This is a genomic window from Salinisphaera sp. PC39 (genome assembly GCF_040361335.1).
GTDB lineage: Bacteria > Pseudomonadota > Gammaproteobacteria > Nevskiales > Salinisphaeraceae > APNM01.
In genome coordinates this window covers 1-16,245 of the sequence record NZ_APNM01000027.1, presented here as the reverse complement: position 1 = coordinate 16,245, position 16,245 = coordinate 1, and the positions used below count along the sequence as shown (strand labels likewise).

Genomic DNA, 16,245 nt, shown 5'->3' with positions numbered 1-16,245 from the left:
CAACTCTTCTCATGCTCCTGATTGCCGTGGCGTTGGCAACATACGAGGGTTAGGGTGAGGGGGACAAGAAACTCGGCGCCGCTTTGCGGCGAACCCCTCAACCCGGTCTTCTCCCCCAAGGGGAGAAGGAGCAAGACAGGGGGAGACACAATATGAGCACGAACGAATCCGCCGCGACCCGCGCGCCCGGCTGGGCGGCGCGGCTGGACCGGTTCAACGACCGTTTCCTGTACAACCTCGGCGGCGGCCCGCGGCCGTTGAAGTTCGCCTGGGTGGTGAACGCCCAGAAGGCGGGCACTTTCCCGTTCCTGGGATTCCTGATGTGGTGGTACGCGGACGCCACGCCCGCCGCCACCGCGCCCGCGGCCTGGGTCTACTTGGCCCTGCACGGCGGCTACGGCCTGGTCTGGCTGCTCAAGGACCTGGCCTTCCCGGACCCCAACTGGCAGGTGCGCATCACCCTGCCGAGCACGGTCTATGCCGCGATCGGCCTGGGCCTGTACTGGTCGTTCGGCTGGCTGCTGATCTCGGGCACCGCCGATCCCGTCTATCCGCTGCCCGAGCCGGCCTGGTTCTGCCTGTGCATCGCGCTGTGCCTGATCGGCACCGCGGTGATGGTGGCGGCCGACGCCCAGAAATACTTCACCCTGCGGGTTCAGCGCGGCCTGATCACGGACGGCATGTTCCGCTACGTCCGCCATCCCAACTACCTGGGCGAGATGTTGATCTACGGTAGCTTCGCGCTGCTGGTCTGGCATTGGCTGCCGGCGCTGGTCCTGGCTTGGTACTGGACCACGGTGTTCGCGGTGAACATGGCCATGAAGGAGGCGAGCATGGCGCGTTATACCGAATGGGCCGACTACAAGCGCCGGAGCTGGTGGTTGCTGCCGGGTATCCTCTAGACAACGCAACCGACCAGACCGCTCGCCAGGCGCGTCGAAGGCCGCGCGCAATGCAAGGTCAATTGTGAGACGGGATACTAGCTACTAGGATGGGGCCCGCACGAGCGGAGACCGACGAACCACCGTCAACGGAGGCTTGCGATGAGCGCCACGCCGCCGTTCTCCGACGCGGAGTTCCGCGAGCGCCGCGACCGCGTCCGCGCCGCGCTGTCCGAGCGCGGCCTGGACGCCATCCTGATCACCAGTCCCGAGAATATCTACTACCTGGTCGGTCTCGACCACATGGGCTATTTCGCCTACCAGATGTTGGTGCTGCCGGCGAAGGGCGAGCCCGTGCTCATCACCCGCGCCATGGAGCACGCCGTGGTGCGCGACCAGGTGCCGGGTATCCACCACGTCGGTTATCCCGACGGCAGCGCCGCGGATCGTGCCCCGGCCGGTGGCCCGCCGCCGGCCAAGGGCGCGGAGACCCTGGAGCCCTGGCCGGCGCCGGGCAGGGCGGCGGTCGACGAGGCGCCGCCGTCGGTGCGCTGTACCTGTGACGTGGTCAGTGAGCTGGGCCTGGCCGAGGGTGTCCTGGGCATGGAGAAGTCCGGCAGCTTCTTCCCGGCGGCGCTGGCAGAGGGCATCCAGGCCGGGCTGCCGGGGGCCGTCTTCCACGAGGCCTCCGGCCTGGTCGACGGCTTCCGCATCCGCCAGTCGCCCGCCGAGCTGGCCTGCACCCGCGAGGCCGCCCGCGTCTCGGACGCGATGATGCTCACCGCCATCGCCTCCGCCGGCCTGGGCGTGCACAAGCGCGACGTGATGGGCGCCACCTACAACGAGATGTGCCGCCGCGGCGGCACCTATCCTGGCTTCGTGCCGCTGGTGCGCGCCACCACCACCCTGGATCACGAGCACGGCACCTGGCAGGACTACGTCCTCGGCGACGGCGACCTGCTGTTCCTGGAGATGGCCGGTTGCGTGCGGCGCTACCACGCGCCCATGGGGCGGCTGGTGTTCCTGGGGGACGCGCCGGACGAGGCGGTGCGCGCCAACGACATCTGCCGCGAGGCGGCCCACGCCGCGGCCGACACCATCCGCCCGGAGGTGCAGGCCGGCGATGTCTACGCCGCGTGGCAGGGCGTGCTCGACCGGCACGGCGTCGATTACCGCCGGCATCACTGCGGCTACTCGGTGGGCATCGGCTATCCGCCGAGCTGGTCCGGCAGCGGCGTGCCCGTGGGCCTGCGGGCCGGCTCCGAGATGCGGCTGGAGGCCGGGATGGTGTTCCACCTGATGTCCTGGCTGCTGCGCAGCCCGCTGGGCGACGCCTTCCTGTCCGACACCGTCGTGGTGACCGAGGATGGCTGCGAGTTCCTCACCACCGTCCCCGCCGACCTCACGGTGCGTCGATGAACCCCGGCATGAATCCCGGCGCCCACCCGGACATGACCCCGGAGGCCGGCGGTATCGGCCCGGATGCCGTGGAGGCCGCCGGCCGGGTCGTGGGCGGCCGCCTCGATCCCAGTCCCTGCCTGCGCTCGGCGCCGCTGGAAACGGTGTTGCGGCGGCCGCTGTGGCTCAAGTGCGAGCTGTTCCAGCCCACCGGCTCTTTCAAGCCGCGCGGCGCCCTCAACTGGCTCGCCAACGCCACCGAGGCCGAGCGGGCCGGCGGGCTGGTGGCGGTATCCGCCGGCAACCACGGCATGGGCCTGGCCTGGGCCGCGGGCCGCGAGGGCGTGCCGGTGACCGTGGTCATGCCCGAGGGCAGCAGCCCCTACAAGGCCGAGGCCTGCCGGCACTACGGCGCCGAGGTGATCCTGCACGGCGACATCCACGCGGCCTGGCGGCGGGCCCGCGAGCTGGTGGCCGAGCGCGGCGCCACGCTGGTGCCGCCCTACGACGAGCCCCGGATCATCGCCGGCCAGGGCAGCGTCGGCCTGGAGCTGCAGGCCCAGTGCCCGGGTCTGCACACGGTGCTGTGCCCGGTGGGCGGGGGCGGCCTGATCTGCGGCCTGGGGCTGGCCCTGAAGGCCTGCCGGCCGGACGTGCGCATCGTCGGCGTCGAGCCGGCCGGCGCGTCGACGCTGGGCGCCGCCTGGGACGCCGGCCGGCCGGTGGCGCTGACCGGGATCGACACGATCGCCGCCAGCCTGGGCGCCAACCGCGCCGGCGAGCACACCTATGCCATCAGCCGCGAGGTGGTGGACGAACTGGTGACGGTGGACGACGACAGCATCGTCGCCGCGGCCCGGGCGGTGATCACGGAGGGCAAGCTCTACGCCGAGCCGGGGGCGGTGCTGGGCGTGGCGGCCCTGATGGACGGCACCGTGCGGCCGCCGGCGGAGGCCGGGGTGGCCACCGTGATCACCGGCGGCAACCTCGACCGCGACCTGCTGTACCGGCTGCTGGAGCGGGCCGGCTAGCGCTCCAGGCCGGCCAGGAACTCCAGCAGCGCTTCGGTGACCTCGTCGGGGCGCTCCTGCTGCAGCCAGTGGCCGGCGCCCTCGAATAGCCGGCAGATGCGCAGGTCGTCGGTCAGGACCTTCATGTTGCCGATCAGGTCGGCGCCCGGCACGAACGACAGCACGATCTCCTTGGTGCCGGCGAGGAAGCAGGCGGGCGGCTCGATGCGCGCATCCGTCAGCTCCGGCAGCAGCTCCCAGTCCCGCTGCTGGTTGCGGTAGCGGTTGATGGGACGGCCGAAGCCACTGGCCTCGTACTGGCGGGTGTAATAGTCCAGATCCGCCTCGGTGAACCAGTCCGGTAGCACCTCGGGGTCGATCAGTCCCTCGAGTAGGGTGGCGTCCTCGGGCTTGTCCTGGATCCAGATGTCCTTGGGGGCGTTGCCGGAGAGGTTGTAGTAGATCATGCGCAGGCTGCGGCGCACGTCCGCCTCCAGCTCGCGCTCGGCGACCCCGGGCTCCTGGAAGTAGAGCTGGTAGAAGAAGCGGCCGGCGTAGATCTGGCGCCAGAGCTCGATCGCCGAGACCTCGCCGCGCGGCAGCCAGGGCACGCTCAGCGCGGCCACGCCGCGGACCCGGTCGGGATGCAGGGCGGCGGTGTTCCAGACCACCGGCGCGCCCCAGTCGTGGCCGAACAGGATCGCCTCGGACTCGCCGAAATGGTCGATCAGGCCCAGGACGTCGCCGATCAGGGACGGCATGTCGTAGGCCTCCAGGGCCTCGGGCTTGTCGCTACCGCCGTAGCCGCGCACGTCCGGCACCACGACCCGGTAGCCGGCCTCGGCCACGGGTCCGATCTGGTGGCGCCAGGAATACCAGCACTCCGGCCAGCCGTGCACCATGATCACCAGCGGGCCCTCGCCGGCCACGACCGTGCGCAGGGTGACCCCGTTGGTGGGGATCATCTCGAAATCCGGCTCGACCACCATGGGCGGCCCTCCCGTGTGTTGTTGTCGGTCGCCGTCGGGGGCGTCAGCGCTCGAAGATCGTGTGCTCCTCGGTCATGAAGACCGAGGAGCGCTGCAGGTCGATGAACTCGCTCTCGTCCTCGACCAGGCGCTGCATCGCCTCCTGACCGGCCTCAGTCTGGCTGGCCGCGACCAGATCGTCCAGGCTGTCCCACCAGACCTCGGTGATGCCGTCGTACGGCTCGCCCATGCCGCGGGCCTCGGCGAGGGCGTCGTTCACGGGGGTGTCCACGGTATGGCTCTGGATGTAGCGGCGCGCGCCGATGGTCTCGGCCACGCTGTCCACCAGCGGGCCGTGCTGCCGCCAGCGCTCGCGGAAGGCCTCGGGGGTGAAATCGGACCGCCGCCGCACGACGTAGACCAGCTTGATCATGGCAACTCTCCTTTGGGGAGGGGGATCAGATCGGGTAGTGGCCGCCGGCGGCGTTCCAGGCATGCACATGCCAGCGCCAGTCGAAGGCCCCGAGCAGCCGGCCGTCGCGGCCGAAGCGCTCGATGGGGCCGTGGAACACCGCGAACATCACGGCGCCCTCGTCGCTGACCGGCTCGTGCACGGCACCGGCCTTCTCGCGCACGTAGGCGCCGCGGCCATAGACCCTGTCCGGTTCGTCCACGTAATAGAAGCTGCCGCTGAGCACGAAGGCCTCGGCGGGGTCGATGTGGCGCTGCACGCTTAGGTGCGTGCCCGGCTCGACCTTGAGCACCAGGCTGTAGAAGCCGGTCTCGGGATCGGCGTTCAGGAGCTTGAAATAGGTCCCCTCGGCGGTCCAGGGCACCCAGGCGAGGTCCGGGGCGTTGGCGCTGGAGAGCATGTCTCCGACGCCGTAGGGCATCACTGCGCTCATGGCGGGCATCTCCTCCGCGACATCCTGTCTCACCGGTACGGCCGGGTGGACGTTCGCATTATTGCAGTACCAAGTTGTAGGACAAAATGGCGCGGATTGCAAAAAACGGCCCCGCTCAGGATTCCCAGCCGCTCTCCGGAAGACGCCGCAGATGCAGGCGCCGGGCCAGCCGGATGCTCGGCCGGACCAGGAACTGGAAACTGCCGACGACGAACAGCCACGCGCCGGCTTCCTTCAGCTCGGGATAGAGGAAGAACACGCTGCCCACCAGGAACCACAGCGCGATCAGGAAATCGTTGAGGATGCTGGCGGTCTCGTAGCGGCCGCTGATGCGTACTTGTTCGTGTCCCAGCGTGATTGTGACGTCGCGGTCCTTGCTCATGCGCGGCTCCTCGGGTCGGAATCAGGGGTTCATGGATGGCACGGATATCTCACCAATCAAGTCCCTGGCCGCAATCCTCGACGGGGGTGTTCATGCCTTCCCGGATCGACTCCCGCATGCCGGGCGCGGACAGCAGGGACAACGTCTCCTGGATCGCCCTCCAATCCTCCTCCGCGATCAGGACCGCCTTGTTCCGCTTGGCCGTGATCAACTGCGGTTCATGCGATTCGGCCACCTCGTCAATGAGGCGAGAAAGCTTGGCGCGGGCTTCTGTGGCGGTGATGGTTCTCATGATCGGTGATTCAGAGCGGTTGTCGTGGACAGTCCATGTACGACATCACTTGAGCGAGGGGTGTTTATGTTTATGCCGCGTTTCCACGATTGAGTCGGTCGGCCGCCAACGTCGGATAGGGCACGTGTCAGGTACGGTGGCCGGTTGCCGCATTGGGGGCACCCGCGCCGCCTTGCTCATGCCGCATCGAACTCGATCTTCTCGACCGCATCGAGATTGACCCTGCGCCTGGCCTGCCAAAGCTCGTACTTGTCCTGCATCGCCAGCCAACTCTCGGGGGAACGGCCCAAGGTCTTGGAGAGCCGAAGCGCCATCTCGGAACTGATACCGCTACTGCCTCTGAGCAGACGATTGAGCGTCGAAGGGGACACCCCGAGCTTGGCCGCCAAGGCACGACCCGTAATGTGGTACGGCTCCATATAGATTTCACGGATGAATTCGCCGGGATGCGGGGGATTGTTCATGGCCATCAGTGACAGCCCTCATTCAGCCGTCCATCATCATTTGAAATCGTATCTCGGGATCCCAGAATTCGACGGATTGGGGATCGAAGACCTCGGGCTGATAGGGATGGTAATTCTTGGCATGGTTCTTCAGCCAGTCGACCATGTCTTCGTACTCGGGATCCTCGGGGTTGGCCAGGATGTCCAAAAGGCGATTATAACCGGGCTCGCCGCCGCAATCCTCGGGAGGACATGCCCGGTCTCCGTCAACGCATCGAGGATATTCCGTACCCGGCGAAGCTGGCTCGATGGATTCAAGCATGATCTTATGTGCCCAGCCATCCCCGAAGTCGTATTCGTAAAGGGCTGAGTCACCCGGCTTTTGGAAGTGCTCGCCTATCGGCACTTTCCAGCCGGCCTGGATTCGGTCGTCCGATTCATCTTCGGGAATGCCTATGGAGACAGGCGTATCCGCGTCACGCGTGGCCGCCTGGAATTCATGAAGATGATAGTCGAGCCACCCCATCGCATCCTGAATGGCAACGTGCAAATCCCAGAACGAATAGGTTCCGGGCACCTCGATCAGACGCCAGATTTCGGGCTTTATTTCCAGCAGCGTTATCTTGAATCGATAGACCATGCCTTGGTCTCCGGTTATGTCGTCTCCCTGGAATTCCGGGAATGATTATGGGTAGGCGATGCGGTCCCCGGGCGCGGTTGAAGCCACATGGGTCAGCCGTAACCCTATCTCTTTCAAAACCCGAGAAACAGCATATCCAGGGCAGCGCTAATAGCCTGCTGCCGTTCACTTAGATTCGCGACGCGTGACCCAAGCTCGCCGCCGGGTACCGCCGCCATGAATTGCGTAGCCATCACCACCTCGGTGCTTTCCACCGTGAACACGGGATTGAGCCGCTCGGCGGGTGCGGGGGCCCGGTCAAGCGGTAGCAGCGGCACGACGACACGGGTGCTCAAGCCGCTCAGCAGGTCGGATTGCACATCGAGCAGATAGCCGCTGCCACTCTCGTAGCGGAAGACATCGAACCGAGCCATTAGAACTGGCGGTGCTTGGACAGGGGCAGGCCGTTGGCATCCACGTAGGCATTGGAGCTTTCCAGTGCCGCCGCATTTTCCTCCAGCCACCGTTCCCGCTTGCGCCGCTTCACGGCCTCGGCGATACCGGCCTCGGCGGAGCGGGAGACATTGATGCCGAGGGATCGCGCCTCCCGCAGTAAATCGCTGTCCAGGGACACGTTGGTGGCGCGGCGGGACGCCGGGCGGGGTTCCTCTGTCGGCATGGTGCACTCGTTTCGCGGACCAATGCCCTGAGTTTATGCCCATGATTCATGCGCATCAATGAGTTGGCTCAGGCGGAGGTTATCGAGACGACGCGGCCACTGTTCCCGGCCAACGGCCCGCCGGGCCGGGCATGTCCTCAGCCCCCGTCCGGTATTTCCGGCTCCACCAGCGCCGCCAGTGCCGCCAGCGATTCCTGCCAGCCGAGATGGCAGGCCTCGGCGGGGATCATGTCGGGAATCCCGTCCTGGGTGACGTTCAGTTCAGTGCCGACGGACACCTGCCTGAGTTCCACGGTCACCCGCATCTCGCCGGGCAGGTTCGGGTCATCGAACCTGTCCGTGTAGCGCAGCCGCTCGTTCGGCACCAATTCAAGGTATTCCCCGCCGAAAGCGTGGCTCGTGCCCGTGGTGAAGTTCGTGAACGACATCCGGTGGGAGCCGCCCACGCGGGCATCCATTTCGTGGACCTTGCCGGTGAACCCGTGCGGCGGCAGCCACTTGCCCATGGCATCCGGATCGAGGAAGGCCCGGTAGACGCGCTCGGGCGCGGCACGGAGGACGCGGTGCAGGTGGACGGTGCTGGGCATGATCGGTGCTCCTGTTCGTTGATCGACGCCGGTAGTACTCCCCTTGGTCGAACGGGCACACCCGGTTTCGACAGCGGCAGCCTCCGTCACACATCCCGTTCCCGGGCGGCTTTTGCGCCAGGCCGTGTTACCCCGCCGTCCCTGCACCGTCTCACCGGGTAAAGGCCCCCGGCGGCCGACTCAAGCCCGGCAACCGGCTGCCGATCAAATAAACAGGGACATCCCCGGGGGGAAGGGGAGCCGCGACGGACGTCCCGTCGCGGCCGACACGGACGAGGTACGGACATGAAGGCACGAGGAATCCGGCGCTTCCCCCGGACGCCCACCCTGACCGCGCTGGCGATCGCCCTGGGCGGTTTCGCCCTGAACGCCGGGGCCGGCGACGGCACCGCGGCGCGGGGCGGTGACGCCCTTTATTCGCAGCCCGGCGCCGTTTCGCCGGACGCGGACCGACTCGCCCGGGAGCTGGGCGACGACGGCGTCTATCGTTTCCAGGCCCGTTTCCGGGACTTCGAGGGCCGGCCGCTGGCGATCCGCTTCGACATGCCCGCGGCCTGGAGCCGCCAGGCCACGGCGGAGTTCGGCGTCTCCGACGTGGAGCGCAAGGCGCGCTACAACCGTTGCCAGGCGGACCCGGACTGCACCTGGAGCCGGGAGTGGCGGCGCTATTACCACGACCATGGCATGCGGCTGCTGGAGCAGGACAACGGCCGCCTCAAGATGGTCGTGGACGTGCCCGCCGCCGTGGCCCGCAACCGCGACCGCGTGCGACCCGTCGTCCGGGCCCTGCGCGAGCTGGCGGCCCGCAACGGCCGGGACACGCAATGGGCCATGCAGGCGGCGATGGCGCTGGTGCAGGGCGGCATGAGGTACGAGCGCCCCGCCCAGGTCGAGAACGGCCGCAAGATCCTGGACTTCTATCCACCGCCCCGCGCCCTGGAACAGGGCTACGGCGACTGCGACACCAAGTCGGCCCTGCTGGCCGCCATCCTCCAGCACCTCACGGACCGGCGCATCGTCGGCGTCCACGTCCCGGACCACTACCTGCTCGGCATCGCCGGCGAGCCGGCGCCGGGCCAGCGCTGGATCGAGCACGAAGGCGAGACCTACATCCTGGTGGAGGCCTCGGGGCCGGCGATCCGGCCGCCCGGCGACGTGTCCGACCAGACGCTGGCGGCGCTGGAGCAGGGCGCCGGGCTGCGGGTCGACCCGATGTACTGAGGGACGGACCGGCGCCGGCCGGCGGCGTCAGTCCCGCTCGGTGGTGGTCAGCTCCGGCGAGGTTTGCTCGGAACTCGGCGACGCGCTCAGCGCGGTCACCGTGAGCAGGATCAGCGCCATGCCGACGATCTGCACCCCGGCCAGGCTCTCATCCAGGATCACCACCCCGAACAGCGACGCGGTGACCGGCTCGACCATGGCCACGATCGAGGCCACCGCCGGCGCGGTGTGGTTCAGGCCGATGATGTAGAGCACGAACGACAGCCCCGCGCCGAACACCCCCAACGCCACGAACAGCGGCCAGCTCGGCGTGGTCACGGCGGCCACGAACTGGTCCGGATCGCCCGGCCAGAACAGCACGGCCACCAGCACGGTGAAGGCGATCACCAGGATCGCCTGCGGGCTGCCGTGCGGCGCCGCGTACTTGAAGCCGAAGATGAACAACGCATAGGAGAGCCCGGACAACAGCCCGGCGCCCACGCCCAGCGGCGTGACCTTGCCCACGCCGACGTCGTAGATACCCGTCAGCAGCACCACGCCCACCATCACCGTCGCGATCGCGGCCCACTTGAGCAGGGTCGGCTGTTCCAGCTTGATCGCGAACGAGACCAGGTAGACGAACACCGGGGCGCAGTACATCAGCGTGGCCGCCACCGCCACGCTGCCCTCCGAGATGCTCACGAAGTAGAAGGCGAAGTTGCCGGCCACGCCGAGCCCGGCCAGCGCCGACCAGAACCACAGCGTCCGGTTGCCGAGCCCGCTGCCGCGCGGCCGCCAGGCCAGCCACCCGAGCACGAACACCAGGCCGATCGCACCCCGGTAGAAAGACACCACGAACGCATCCCAGCCGTCCGCCATGAGGATGCCGCCGATGCCGCCGGACAGCCCCCAGAAGAGGGCGGCCAGCACCACCAGCGCCGTACTCGCGATTGCCATTCGGCTCCTTCTGGTCCGTGGGGATTGGTGCCGCGGGCAGGGCGTGCCTGGCAAAGCCATTGTCCCGCAGTCGCTGCAAGAGCTTGCCGGACAGTCTACCTGCTTGGTTTTGTCGTTGCTTCGCTATGGGAAAAGCGGGAGGGAGATACTTCCGGAACCGCGTGACACTCGTGATCGTTCGTCACCCCGGCGTGTCCGGGATAACGAACGGGGCGGACTCTATCCCCCGTCGTCCCGGAAAGTCGCTCTGCGACTTATCCGGGACCCAGCGGAAACATTCGAGGCAGCCTGTTGTTCTCGCGGGCTCGTCCGGGATGCACGTATTGGCCGATGTCGCCGCAACCTCCTTTATCTATGGACCGCTGGCGTCTTGCTTGAGAGCCTCTTCGCGCTCCCGCCGGTATTCCTCGTAAGTCTTTTCGGCGTCTTCCATGCAGTCTTCGTACTGGGATGGCGGCAACCTGGCGCACTGCTGTCGGTTATGGATCTGAACATTGTCGTAAACCGCCTTCTTCCCACATCCGAATACCGAGAAGGCGGCAAGCAGCACCAACAGGGTTCGTGTCATTTTGATTTCCTTCCTGGATTCGGGGCGCTCATGGCGCGCGGGCGACGATGAAGGGCCGCATGTCGCTTTTCTTCGAGCCATGGCGTTCGTTCGCCAAGACCCGGAAGCCGGCGGCGCGGATCGCCGCCTCCAGTGACGCGGCGGAAAACGTGGTGACGCCGGGTGCCTTGCCCACCAGACGCATCAGCGGGATGGCGAGCCGGATGAGCGGGTTCATGTCCCCGATGCAGGGCGTCTTGGAGATGAAGACACCGCCCGGTGCCAGCAGGGCGCGGATATGGCCGAGCACGGTGGCCAGGTCGCCGGCGAGATGAAGATAGTTGAAGCCGATAACGGCGTCGTAAAGAGCGTTTTCGCGCACCAGCGTGGCGGCGGTCGCCTGGCGGAAACGCAGTCGGCCGTCCAAGCCGTTTTCGCGAGCCCCTGCGAGCTTATCCTGCGCGATGGCGATCATGCGCGAGGAGATATCGGTGGCCAGGTAGCTCTCGGCGGCATCTGCAAGGCGCAGGGCCGCCGTGCCCGTGCCGCAACCGAGCTCCAGTGCCCGCGTGCCGGGCGCCATGAACTCGCGCGTGCGTGCCAGTGTCCTCTCGAAGCCGGCCTCGTCGTCGATGGGAGAGGCCGCGTATTTCCGGGCAGCGTTATCCCAGAATCGTGCGTCCCTCCCGTCCATCCCCTGTTCCAGATCCATCTGCCCATGTCCTCGTAATAGCGTGCGGTGGCCGCTGCAAGTCTATACCGATCCCCCCGAACGGTTGGTGGCCGACTGCAAGAGCCGGATAAGCTTCTGCGCTTCCTGGTGCGACAGCGAGACCGGCAGCATCTGGTAGCTGGCCAGACTCTTCGCGACCAGTTCGACCCCCACCGCCTTATCCGACGACCCGCCCAGCTCGTGGACACGCAGCTTCATGCGGAACATCCGCGAGCCGCCACCCTCGACCTCGCCGACCGTGCGCTTGATCGAGCTGCCGAACATGGCGGCCTTGAAGCCGCCGTGCTTGATGATCTTGTAGGCGAAGGTGCCGACCACGAGGGCGATGATCGAGAAGACGAAGACGAGACCCGGTTCCATGGCGGTCATTGGCTACTCCATCAGAGCATTGCAGAGGTCAAGGTTCGCTATAGGAGGTGAGATTAGCTGATGTGCGTGATCTCGGCTCAGATACCGTCCCCGAGCTGCATGGTCGCGTGATTGCCGGTCGAGGAGTCCGAACGTTGTAGAACACCGTCCGTGGCCTTAAATTCACGCCCCACGCACGACCAAACGGGCAACTGGAACGACGATGACGAGCAAGCAGATCGAAACCGCGGTGGAACGCCTTATCTACGGCTCTCGCTGGATACTGGCACCGATATACCTGGGCCTGAGCCTGGCGCTGCTCGCGCTCGGCCTCAAGTTCTTCCAGGAAATCTTCCACGTGCTGCCGCGCATCTTCGCCATCAAGGAAACCGACCTGGTGCTGCTGGTGCTCACGCTCATCGACCTGGCCCTGGTGGGCGGCCTGATCATCATGGTGATGTTGTCCAGCTACGAAACCTTCGTGTCACGCCTCGACCTGGCCGCCGAGCAGGACAAGCTGGGCTGGCTGGGCCGGATGGATTACACCAGCCTCAAGAACAAGGTGGCCTCATCCATCGTGGCGATCTCGTCCATCCATCTGCTGAAGGTCTTCATGAACACGCCGAACGTGGTGGAGGACCACCTGTTCTGGTACGTGGTGATACATCTGACCTTTGTCGCGTCGGCGTTTGCGATGGGGATGCTCGACCGGTTGACGCGGCATGATTGATGTATCGGTGAGGCTCTGGAGTTAACTATCCTGTCCCTGGAAGGCCCGCTCTATGTTACATACGAAGGAGAATGCTTGAGCGGCGGGGCAGCGGATCGCTGTGTCTGCATAAGCTATCGGTATCATGGAGCTTCCCCCAGAAAAGCAACACTATAATTAGGCAACGGTAAATTTCGCCCCCGTTTTGAGGTCTGGATGCTCCGAAAGAATGTCCTCAACCATCTCAAAATCATTTTTCGAGGAAAAAATAAACCGATAGGAGTTGCGCACGTGTAACGAATTTATATTAAGGATTGATTCATCTTGCGTCCTTACCCCTGCTCCTTCAAGAAACCCTGCAACCAACTCCTCAAGTTCGAACGGTTGAAGAGCAAGCCCAGGAGGCAAGCGACCTGCCATGGCCATCGTTTTATACCTCTGGTATCCATCAATGATTTCGTTCTGGTAGCTTGGGCAGAGCATGCAAAGACACCATGTGGTGCTAATTGGAAAGTAGATTTCGATCCCAGCCACACCTAGTCCTAAGTTTCCGCGAGGCCCATGATCGAGCATATTCTGCATGCAAATTGGATGGTCGGAGGTAATGAATGGGAATCCCTTTCTGGCCCTCATTAACACCCACGACTTATCAAGGAAGTGCGAGACATAGTCGTGGGCATTGGCAAGTGCGTGTATCCCAGACTCTTTCAACGATTGTTCTGTTGGAGGCTCATAACCTTCTAATTGGGTAATGTCATCACCTTGCCGTGAAAGTGCTTCCTCAATCGCGTTGTGGATATCCCGGTATTGCTCCCTGTGCCGCTTGGTACGGACGAGCTGCACAGAGAAAAAATACGCAAGAAGTGCTTTAGCTTCGTCATCTAGGAACGCGATGTTTCCCGCACGATCTATCTCTTTGAAAATGGGTGCAACCTTTGCTTCTAGGGCACTCAAGCTTTGCTCTAAGGTGACGGGCACCTCACCTAGCTCGAAATCATAGAACCCCGACTCAGCAGCAATTCGATTGACGTTTGCCTTAAAGGAACGGCCTTGGTGCTTGTCGTAGACCCACAACTGTGGCTTCTTTCCGCCACAGAATTTTTTGAGGATGAACTTGGGAACGTAATGCTGAACTTCAGTGCTGGTTGAAGCTGCCATTTATGTTGACCCGCCGCCTACCGAAGAGCTGACCGGCGCCAGGCACGAGCGTCCGGTTAAGCGTCATGCTATGCATCGCTCCGCTACTTGCTACGTTTGGCCATGAGAAAGTTTGCAAGAGCTTGATAGTCGTCATCCGTATCAGCCCTTCTCCTCTCTTTGTCTAACGCTGATTCAACGACTGTAGCGAGTCGGTCCATCGGCATATCCGCAAGCAGTTGTACAAGCCGAGGAACCGCTTCCTTTCTTGCCTTACCAGGCTCGAAGGACTTATCGATCGACTGCCCGAACTCACGCAAAGACCGCATATCCTTCAGGACATCTCCCTTCCGCAAAAGTCGATCAAAGGACGACAGCATTTTGAACTTGTCTGGGTCTGACCCTTCCAGTTCTAGAACAGCTCTCGATACTCCATCAGAAAGCGGTTTGCCCCGCTTCGATCCACCACTGCCTCTATGGCGACCCGTATTGACATCGCGGTTCCGATCAGGGAATCCGCCCTCCAATATTTGTCGCATCGCGGCCCGAATATCATCCTCGGAATGGTGTACCCTCATTCGAGAAATCTTTTTTATAACTTTTGAGATGCTATCGGTCACTTAAGTTGAACCTTTTCGAGAAATTCATTGGCCACTTTGTGGAACTCGTGTACGACGTAGTCTCTTGCATAGGATGTCTGGAAAATCGGTGTCCGCTCGCGTGATCCGGTGGCATATGAATCTGAATGATGCGCGACGCTATCGAGTACGGGCCAACAATGTTCCGTCGCAAGGCTTCGCACGTCTTTCATTGACTTTTCTTGTTCTGGGGGCGTATTCGAACGACGCAATCCGTTAAAAATTATTCCAGCCATTTCAAGATCTTGGTCACTGTGCATAATCCTAAATTCGTTCAATGACCGAGCAAGCAAAGGCAGACCAATCGTCGCGAGAAATTCAGGCCGCACCGGCACAAAGACATATCGGCTGGATCTATAGGCTGCCAAGGTCAATATAGACTCTGTCGGAGCACAATCAATTAGTATTAAGTCGTAGGCATCTTTGATGTCGGCTAGAAATTTCGGTAGCAACTGAGCCTTCTCAGTAGGATTTTTCAGGGTCCACGACAATTCGAGCCGTGACGGTACCAAATGCAAAAGGCTCCCGTCGTCCCATTCATTGAGAACCTGAACAGCAGTTTCCGGCTCTAATAAGCTTGGACTACCACTGGTTTTTGTGGGCGACGAGAACTGCTCAAATACGTCGACGATTGAGTGCGCGCCTGACTCAAGCATGTCCATGTACTTCTGCGCACCTAGGAAGTATTGACTTAGGTTAGCTTGCGGGTCCAGATCGACTGCCAAGACCCGCAGGTTTTCGCGCCAAGCGGAGCGCCATGCCAAGTTAAAGGTCAAGGTAGACTTCCCGACTCCGCCTTTCATGTTAATCATGGAGACTACTATTGCCATGCTCTTATCTCCCTCTACTTAACGCTTGAGTTCACGTAAAAAGTTGTCAGACACCTTGTTTCACGGCATATTTCGCCCGTAATATCGCGACTTCTGCATTTGCCGCATTGATTGAATGCAATGAGTGGCCAGTGCATCGGATAATTGCATGCTGGCTTGATGCGCGGAGGCGCTGAGAGCGGGGGAGGTCATTCGGGCGTAAGGCCAGTTCAGATAGCAGGTGCAGTCGCAGGTAGACTTCCTCGGTGGTGGCCGGCGATTCCTCTGGATCAGACATGGCGACAGTGACAAAGTCACCTTCAATCAGGTTCATTTTCTCGGCGAGACAGTGACGTTCGATACGTTGGTTATCGCGAGGGAACCAGACGTCCAACGTCTTGTCCGTACTTTTGTCGCGATAGCGGTGTCCGATTCTAGTGATGGAGGTCACAGTGGTCGTATAGGTATATGAATAGAGTGTGTGAAAATATCAGTCTGACCCGGTTTTCTTGGGTTTTCTCGGGAGGCGTCTATATGCGATTTGTTAGCTGACTCGCTTGTAGTGGGCATCGAACTCTTTGACTATATTGGGATTATATAAGGTCTTCTTGCCGCCTTTCGGATTCTTTGGATTCAAAAATCGCTGATGAGCCAGCTTGGGGTTTGCTTCCAGAGCTTTCCTCACATCGTGATATTTCTGATTGACTTTGAAGTCGACGTATCGCCTGCTTAATCGCGTTGTTAATACTTGATAGTCCCACGGGTACTTATCAATTACGTCCTCTTCAGCCAACCGAACCTCGGGCGCGTCTGGATCATCGGTGACCTTCACAGGTAGCGCTTCGGTGCTCTTGCCTTTCTGAAATCGGACATCGATCCGAAGAGTCAGGTTGTAATTACTGGGCTCGTCGCCGTCATCGTACTGGGACTCAACTGCCTTGATATAGCTGAGGAGTGAACCGCCCCGAGATTCCCGGAGGCTCCATTTCTTGAGAGGATGGAG

The 16,245-nt window shown here is 63.0% G+C and carries 23 protein-coding genes and 1 pseudogene; 5 read left to right on the top strand and 19 right to left on the bottom strand.

The window, feature by feature from the left end; genetic code table 11:
• Positions 1–152: 152 nt before the first annotated feature.
• From PC39_RS16430 to PC39_RS16420, 3 genes are all read left to right on the top strand, one after another.
• Positions 153–902, top strand: a complete 750-nt coding sequence (locus tag PC39_RS16430) for a methyltransferase family protein (RefSeq protein ID WP_353254500.1) — start codon at positions 153–155, stop codon at positions 900–902.
• 141 nt (positions 903–1,043) lie between these two features.
• Positions 1,044–2,300, top strand: coding sequence for a M24 family metallopeptidase (locus PC39_RS16425; protein WP_353254499.1), 1,257 nt, complete (start codon positions 1,044–1,046; stop codon positions 2,298–2,300).
• A complete protein-coding gene (locus tag PC39_RS16420; RefSeq protein WP_353254498.1) occupies positions 2,297–3,310 on the top strand; it encodes a threonine ammonia-lyase in 1,014 nt (337 codons plus the stop codon). The genes PC39_RS16425 and PC39_RS16420 overlap by 4 nt, the downstream gene beginning before the upstream one ends.
• Here the strand turns inward: PC39_RS16420 and PC39_RS16415 are convergent.
• From PC39_RS16415 to PC39_RS16370, 10 genes are all read right to left on the bottom strand, one after another.
• Positions 3,307–4,278, bottom strand: coding sequence for an alpha/beta fold hydrolase (locus PC39_RS16415; RefSeq protein WP_353254497.1), 972 nt, complete (start codon positions 4,276–4,278; stop codon positions 3,307–3,309). The two genes, PC39_RS16420 and PC39_RS16415, sit on opposite strands and share 4 nt — an antisense overlap.
• 43 nt (positions 4,279–4,321) lie before the next feature.
• Positions 4,322–4,690, bottom strand: coding sequence for an EthD domain-containing protein (locus PC39_RS16410; RefSeq protein WP_353254496.1), 369 nt, complete (start codon positions 4,688–4,690; stop codon positions 4,322–4,324).
• Between the two features lie 25 nt (positions 4,691–4,715).
• Positions 4,716–5,162 (bottom strand): 2,4'-dihydroxyacetophenone dioxygenase family protein, encoded by a 447-nt coding sequence (locus PC39_RS16405; RefSeq protein WP_353254495.1) that lies wholly within the window; start codon positions 5,160–5,162, stop codon positions 4,716–4,718.
• 115 nt (positions 5,163–5,277) lie between these two features.
• Entirely contained in the window at positions 5,278–5,544 is a 267-nt protein-coding gene (locus PC39_RS16400) for a YrhK family protein (protein WP_353254494.1), read from the bottom strand.
• 49 nt (positions 5,545–5,593) lie between these two features.
• Positions 5,594–5,836, bottom strand: a complete 243-nt coding sequence (locus PC39_RS16395; protein ID WP_353254493.1) for a type II toxin-antitoxin system Phd/YefM family antitoxin — start codon at positions 5,834–5,836, stop codon at positions 5,594–5,596.
• Positions 5,837–6,012: 176 nt separating this feature from the next.
• Complete coding sequence (locus tag PC39_RS16390; RefSeq protein ID WP_353254492.1) at positions 6,013–6,306, bottom strand: HigA family addiction module antitoxin; 294 nt, start codon at positions 6,304–6,306, stop codon at positions 6,013–6,015.
• Between the two features lie 16 nt (positions 6,307–6,322).
• Complete coding sequence (locus tag PC39_RS16385; RefSeq protein ID WP_353254491.1) at positions 6,323–6,919, bottom strand: plasmid pRiA4b ORF-3 family protein; 597 nt, start codon at positions 6,917–6,919, stop codon at positions 6,323–6,325.
• Positions 6,920–7,032: 113 nt separating this feature from the next.
• Positions 7,033–7,332 carry a CcdB family protein gene (locus tag PC39_RS16380; protein WP_353254490.1) on the bottom strand — a complete coding sequence of 100 codons (300 nt, stop codon included), beginning with the start codon at positions 7,330–7,332 and terminating at the stop codon, positions 7,033–7,035.
• The gene (locus PC39_RS16375) at positions 7,332–7,577 is read right to left on the bottom strand and encodes a type II toxin-antitoxin system CcdA family antitoxin (protein WP_353254489.1); all 246 of its coding nucleotides are present in this window, start codon (positions 7,575–7,577) and stop codon (positions 7,332–7,334) included. The genes PC39_RS16380 and PC39_RS16375 overlap by 1 nt, the downstream gene beginning before the upstream one ends.
• Before the next feature lie 137 nt (positions 7,578–7,714).
• On the bottom strand, positions 7,715–8,164 hold the full coding sequence (locus tag PC39_RS16370; RefSeq protein WP_353254488.1) for an SRPBCC family protein: 450 nt from the start codon (positions 8,162–8,164) through the stop codon (positions 7,715–7,717).
• Between the two features lie 285 nt (positions 8,165–8,449).
• Here PC39_RS16370 and PC39_RS16365 point away from each other — a divergent pair, with 285 nt between their 5' ends.
• Positions 8,450–9,385 (top strand): transglutaminase-like domain-containing protein, encoded by a 936-nt coding sequence (locus PC39_RS16365; RefSeq protein WP_353254487.1) that lies wholly within the window; start codon positions 8,450–8,452, stop codon positions 9,383–9,385.
• Positions 9,386–9,412: 27 nt separating this feature from the next.
• Here the strand turns inward: PC39_RS16365 and PC39_RS16360 are convergent, their stop codons facing one another.
• The 4 genes from PC39_RS16360 to PC39_RS16345 form a co-directional block, all read right to left on the bottom strand.
• Entirely contained in the window at positions 9,413–10,321 is a 909-nt protein-coding gene (locus PC39_RS16360) for a DMT family transporter (protein WP_353254486.1), read from the bottom strand.
• Between the two features lie 352 nt (positions 10,322–10,673).
• Positions 10,674–10,889: a hypothetical protein gene (locus PC39_RS16355; RefSeq protein WP_353254485.1), complete on the bottom strand. Its 216-nt coding sequence runs from the start codon at positions 10,887–10,889 to the stop codon at positions 10,674–10,676.
• A 28-nt stretch (positions 10,890–10,917) separates the two neighbouring features.
• Complete coding sequence (locus PC39_RS16350) at positions 10,918–11,580, bottom strand: class I SAM-dependent methyltransferase (protein ID WP_353254484.1); 663 nt, start codon at positions 11,578–11,580, stop codon at positions 10,918–10,920.
• A gap of 42 nt (positions 11,581–11,622) precedes the next feature.
• Complete coding sequence (locus PC39_RS16345) at positions 11,623–11,970, bottom strand: hypothetical protein (RefSeq protein WP_353254483.1); 348 nt, start codon at positions 11,968–11,970, stop codon at positions 11,623–11,625.
• Between the two features lie 217 nt (positions 11,971–12,187).
• Between PC39_RS16345 and PC39_RS16340 the strand changes: the two genes are divergently transcribed.
• Positions 12,188–12,679: a TIGR00645 family protein gene (locus PC39_RS16340; RefSeq protein WP_353254501.1), complete on the top strand. Its 492-nt coding sequence runs from the start codon at positions 12,188–12,190 to the stop codon at positions 12,677–12,679.
• 156 nt (positions 12,680–12,835) lie between these two features.
• Here PC39_RS16340 and PC39_RS16335 read toward each other — a convergent pair whose 3' ends face one another.
• The 5 genes and pseudogenes from PC39_RS16335 to PC39_RS16315 all read right to left on the bottom strand — a co-directional run.
• Entirely contained in the window at positions 12,836–13,816 is a 981-nt protein-coding gene (locus tag PC39_RS16335) for a DUF4238 domain-containing protein (protein ID WP_353254482.1), read from the bottom strand.
• An 83-nt stretch (positions 13,817–13,899) separates the two neighbouring features.
• On the bottom strand, positions 13,900–14,415 hold the full coding sequence (locus PC39_RS16330) for a hypothetical protein (RefSeq protein WP_353254481.1): 516 nt from the start codon (positions 14,413–14,415) through the stop codon (positions 13,900–13,902).
• Complete coding sequence (locus tag PC39_RS16325) at positions 14,412–15,263, bottom strand: ParA family protein (protein WP_353254480.1); 852 nt, start codon at positions 15,261–15,263, stop codon at positions 14,412–14,414. The genes PC39_RS16330 and PC39_RS16325 overlap by 4 nt, the downstream gene beginning before the upstream one ends.
• A gap of 46 nt (positions 15,264–15,309) precedes the next feature.
• Complete coding sequence (locus PC39_RS16320) at positions 15,310–15,636, bottom strand: hypothetical protein (RefSeq protein WP_353254479.1); 327 nt, start codon at positions 15,634–15,636, stop codon at positions 15,310–15,312.
• A 150-nt stretch (positions 15,637–15,786) separates the two neighbouring features.
• Positions 15,787–16,245: pseudogene (locus PC39_RS16315) on the bottom strand (hypothetical protein); the annotation flags it as partial.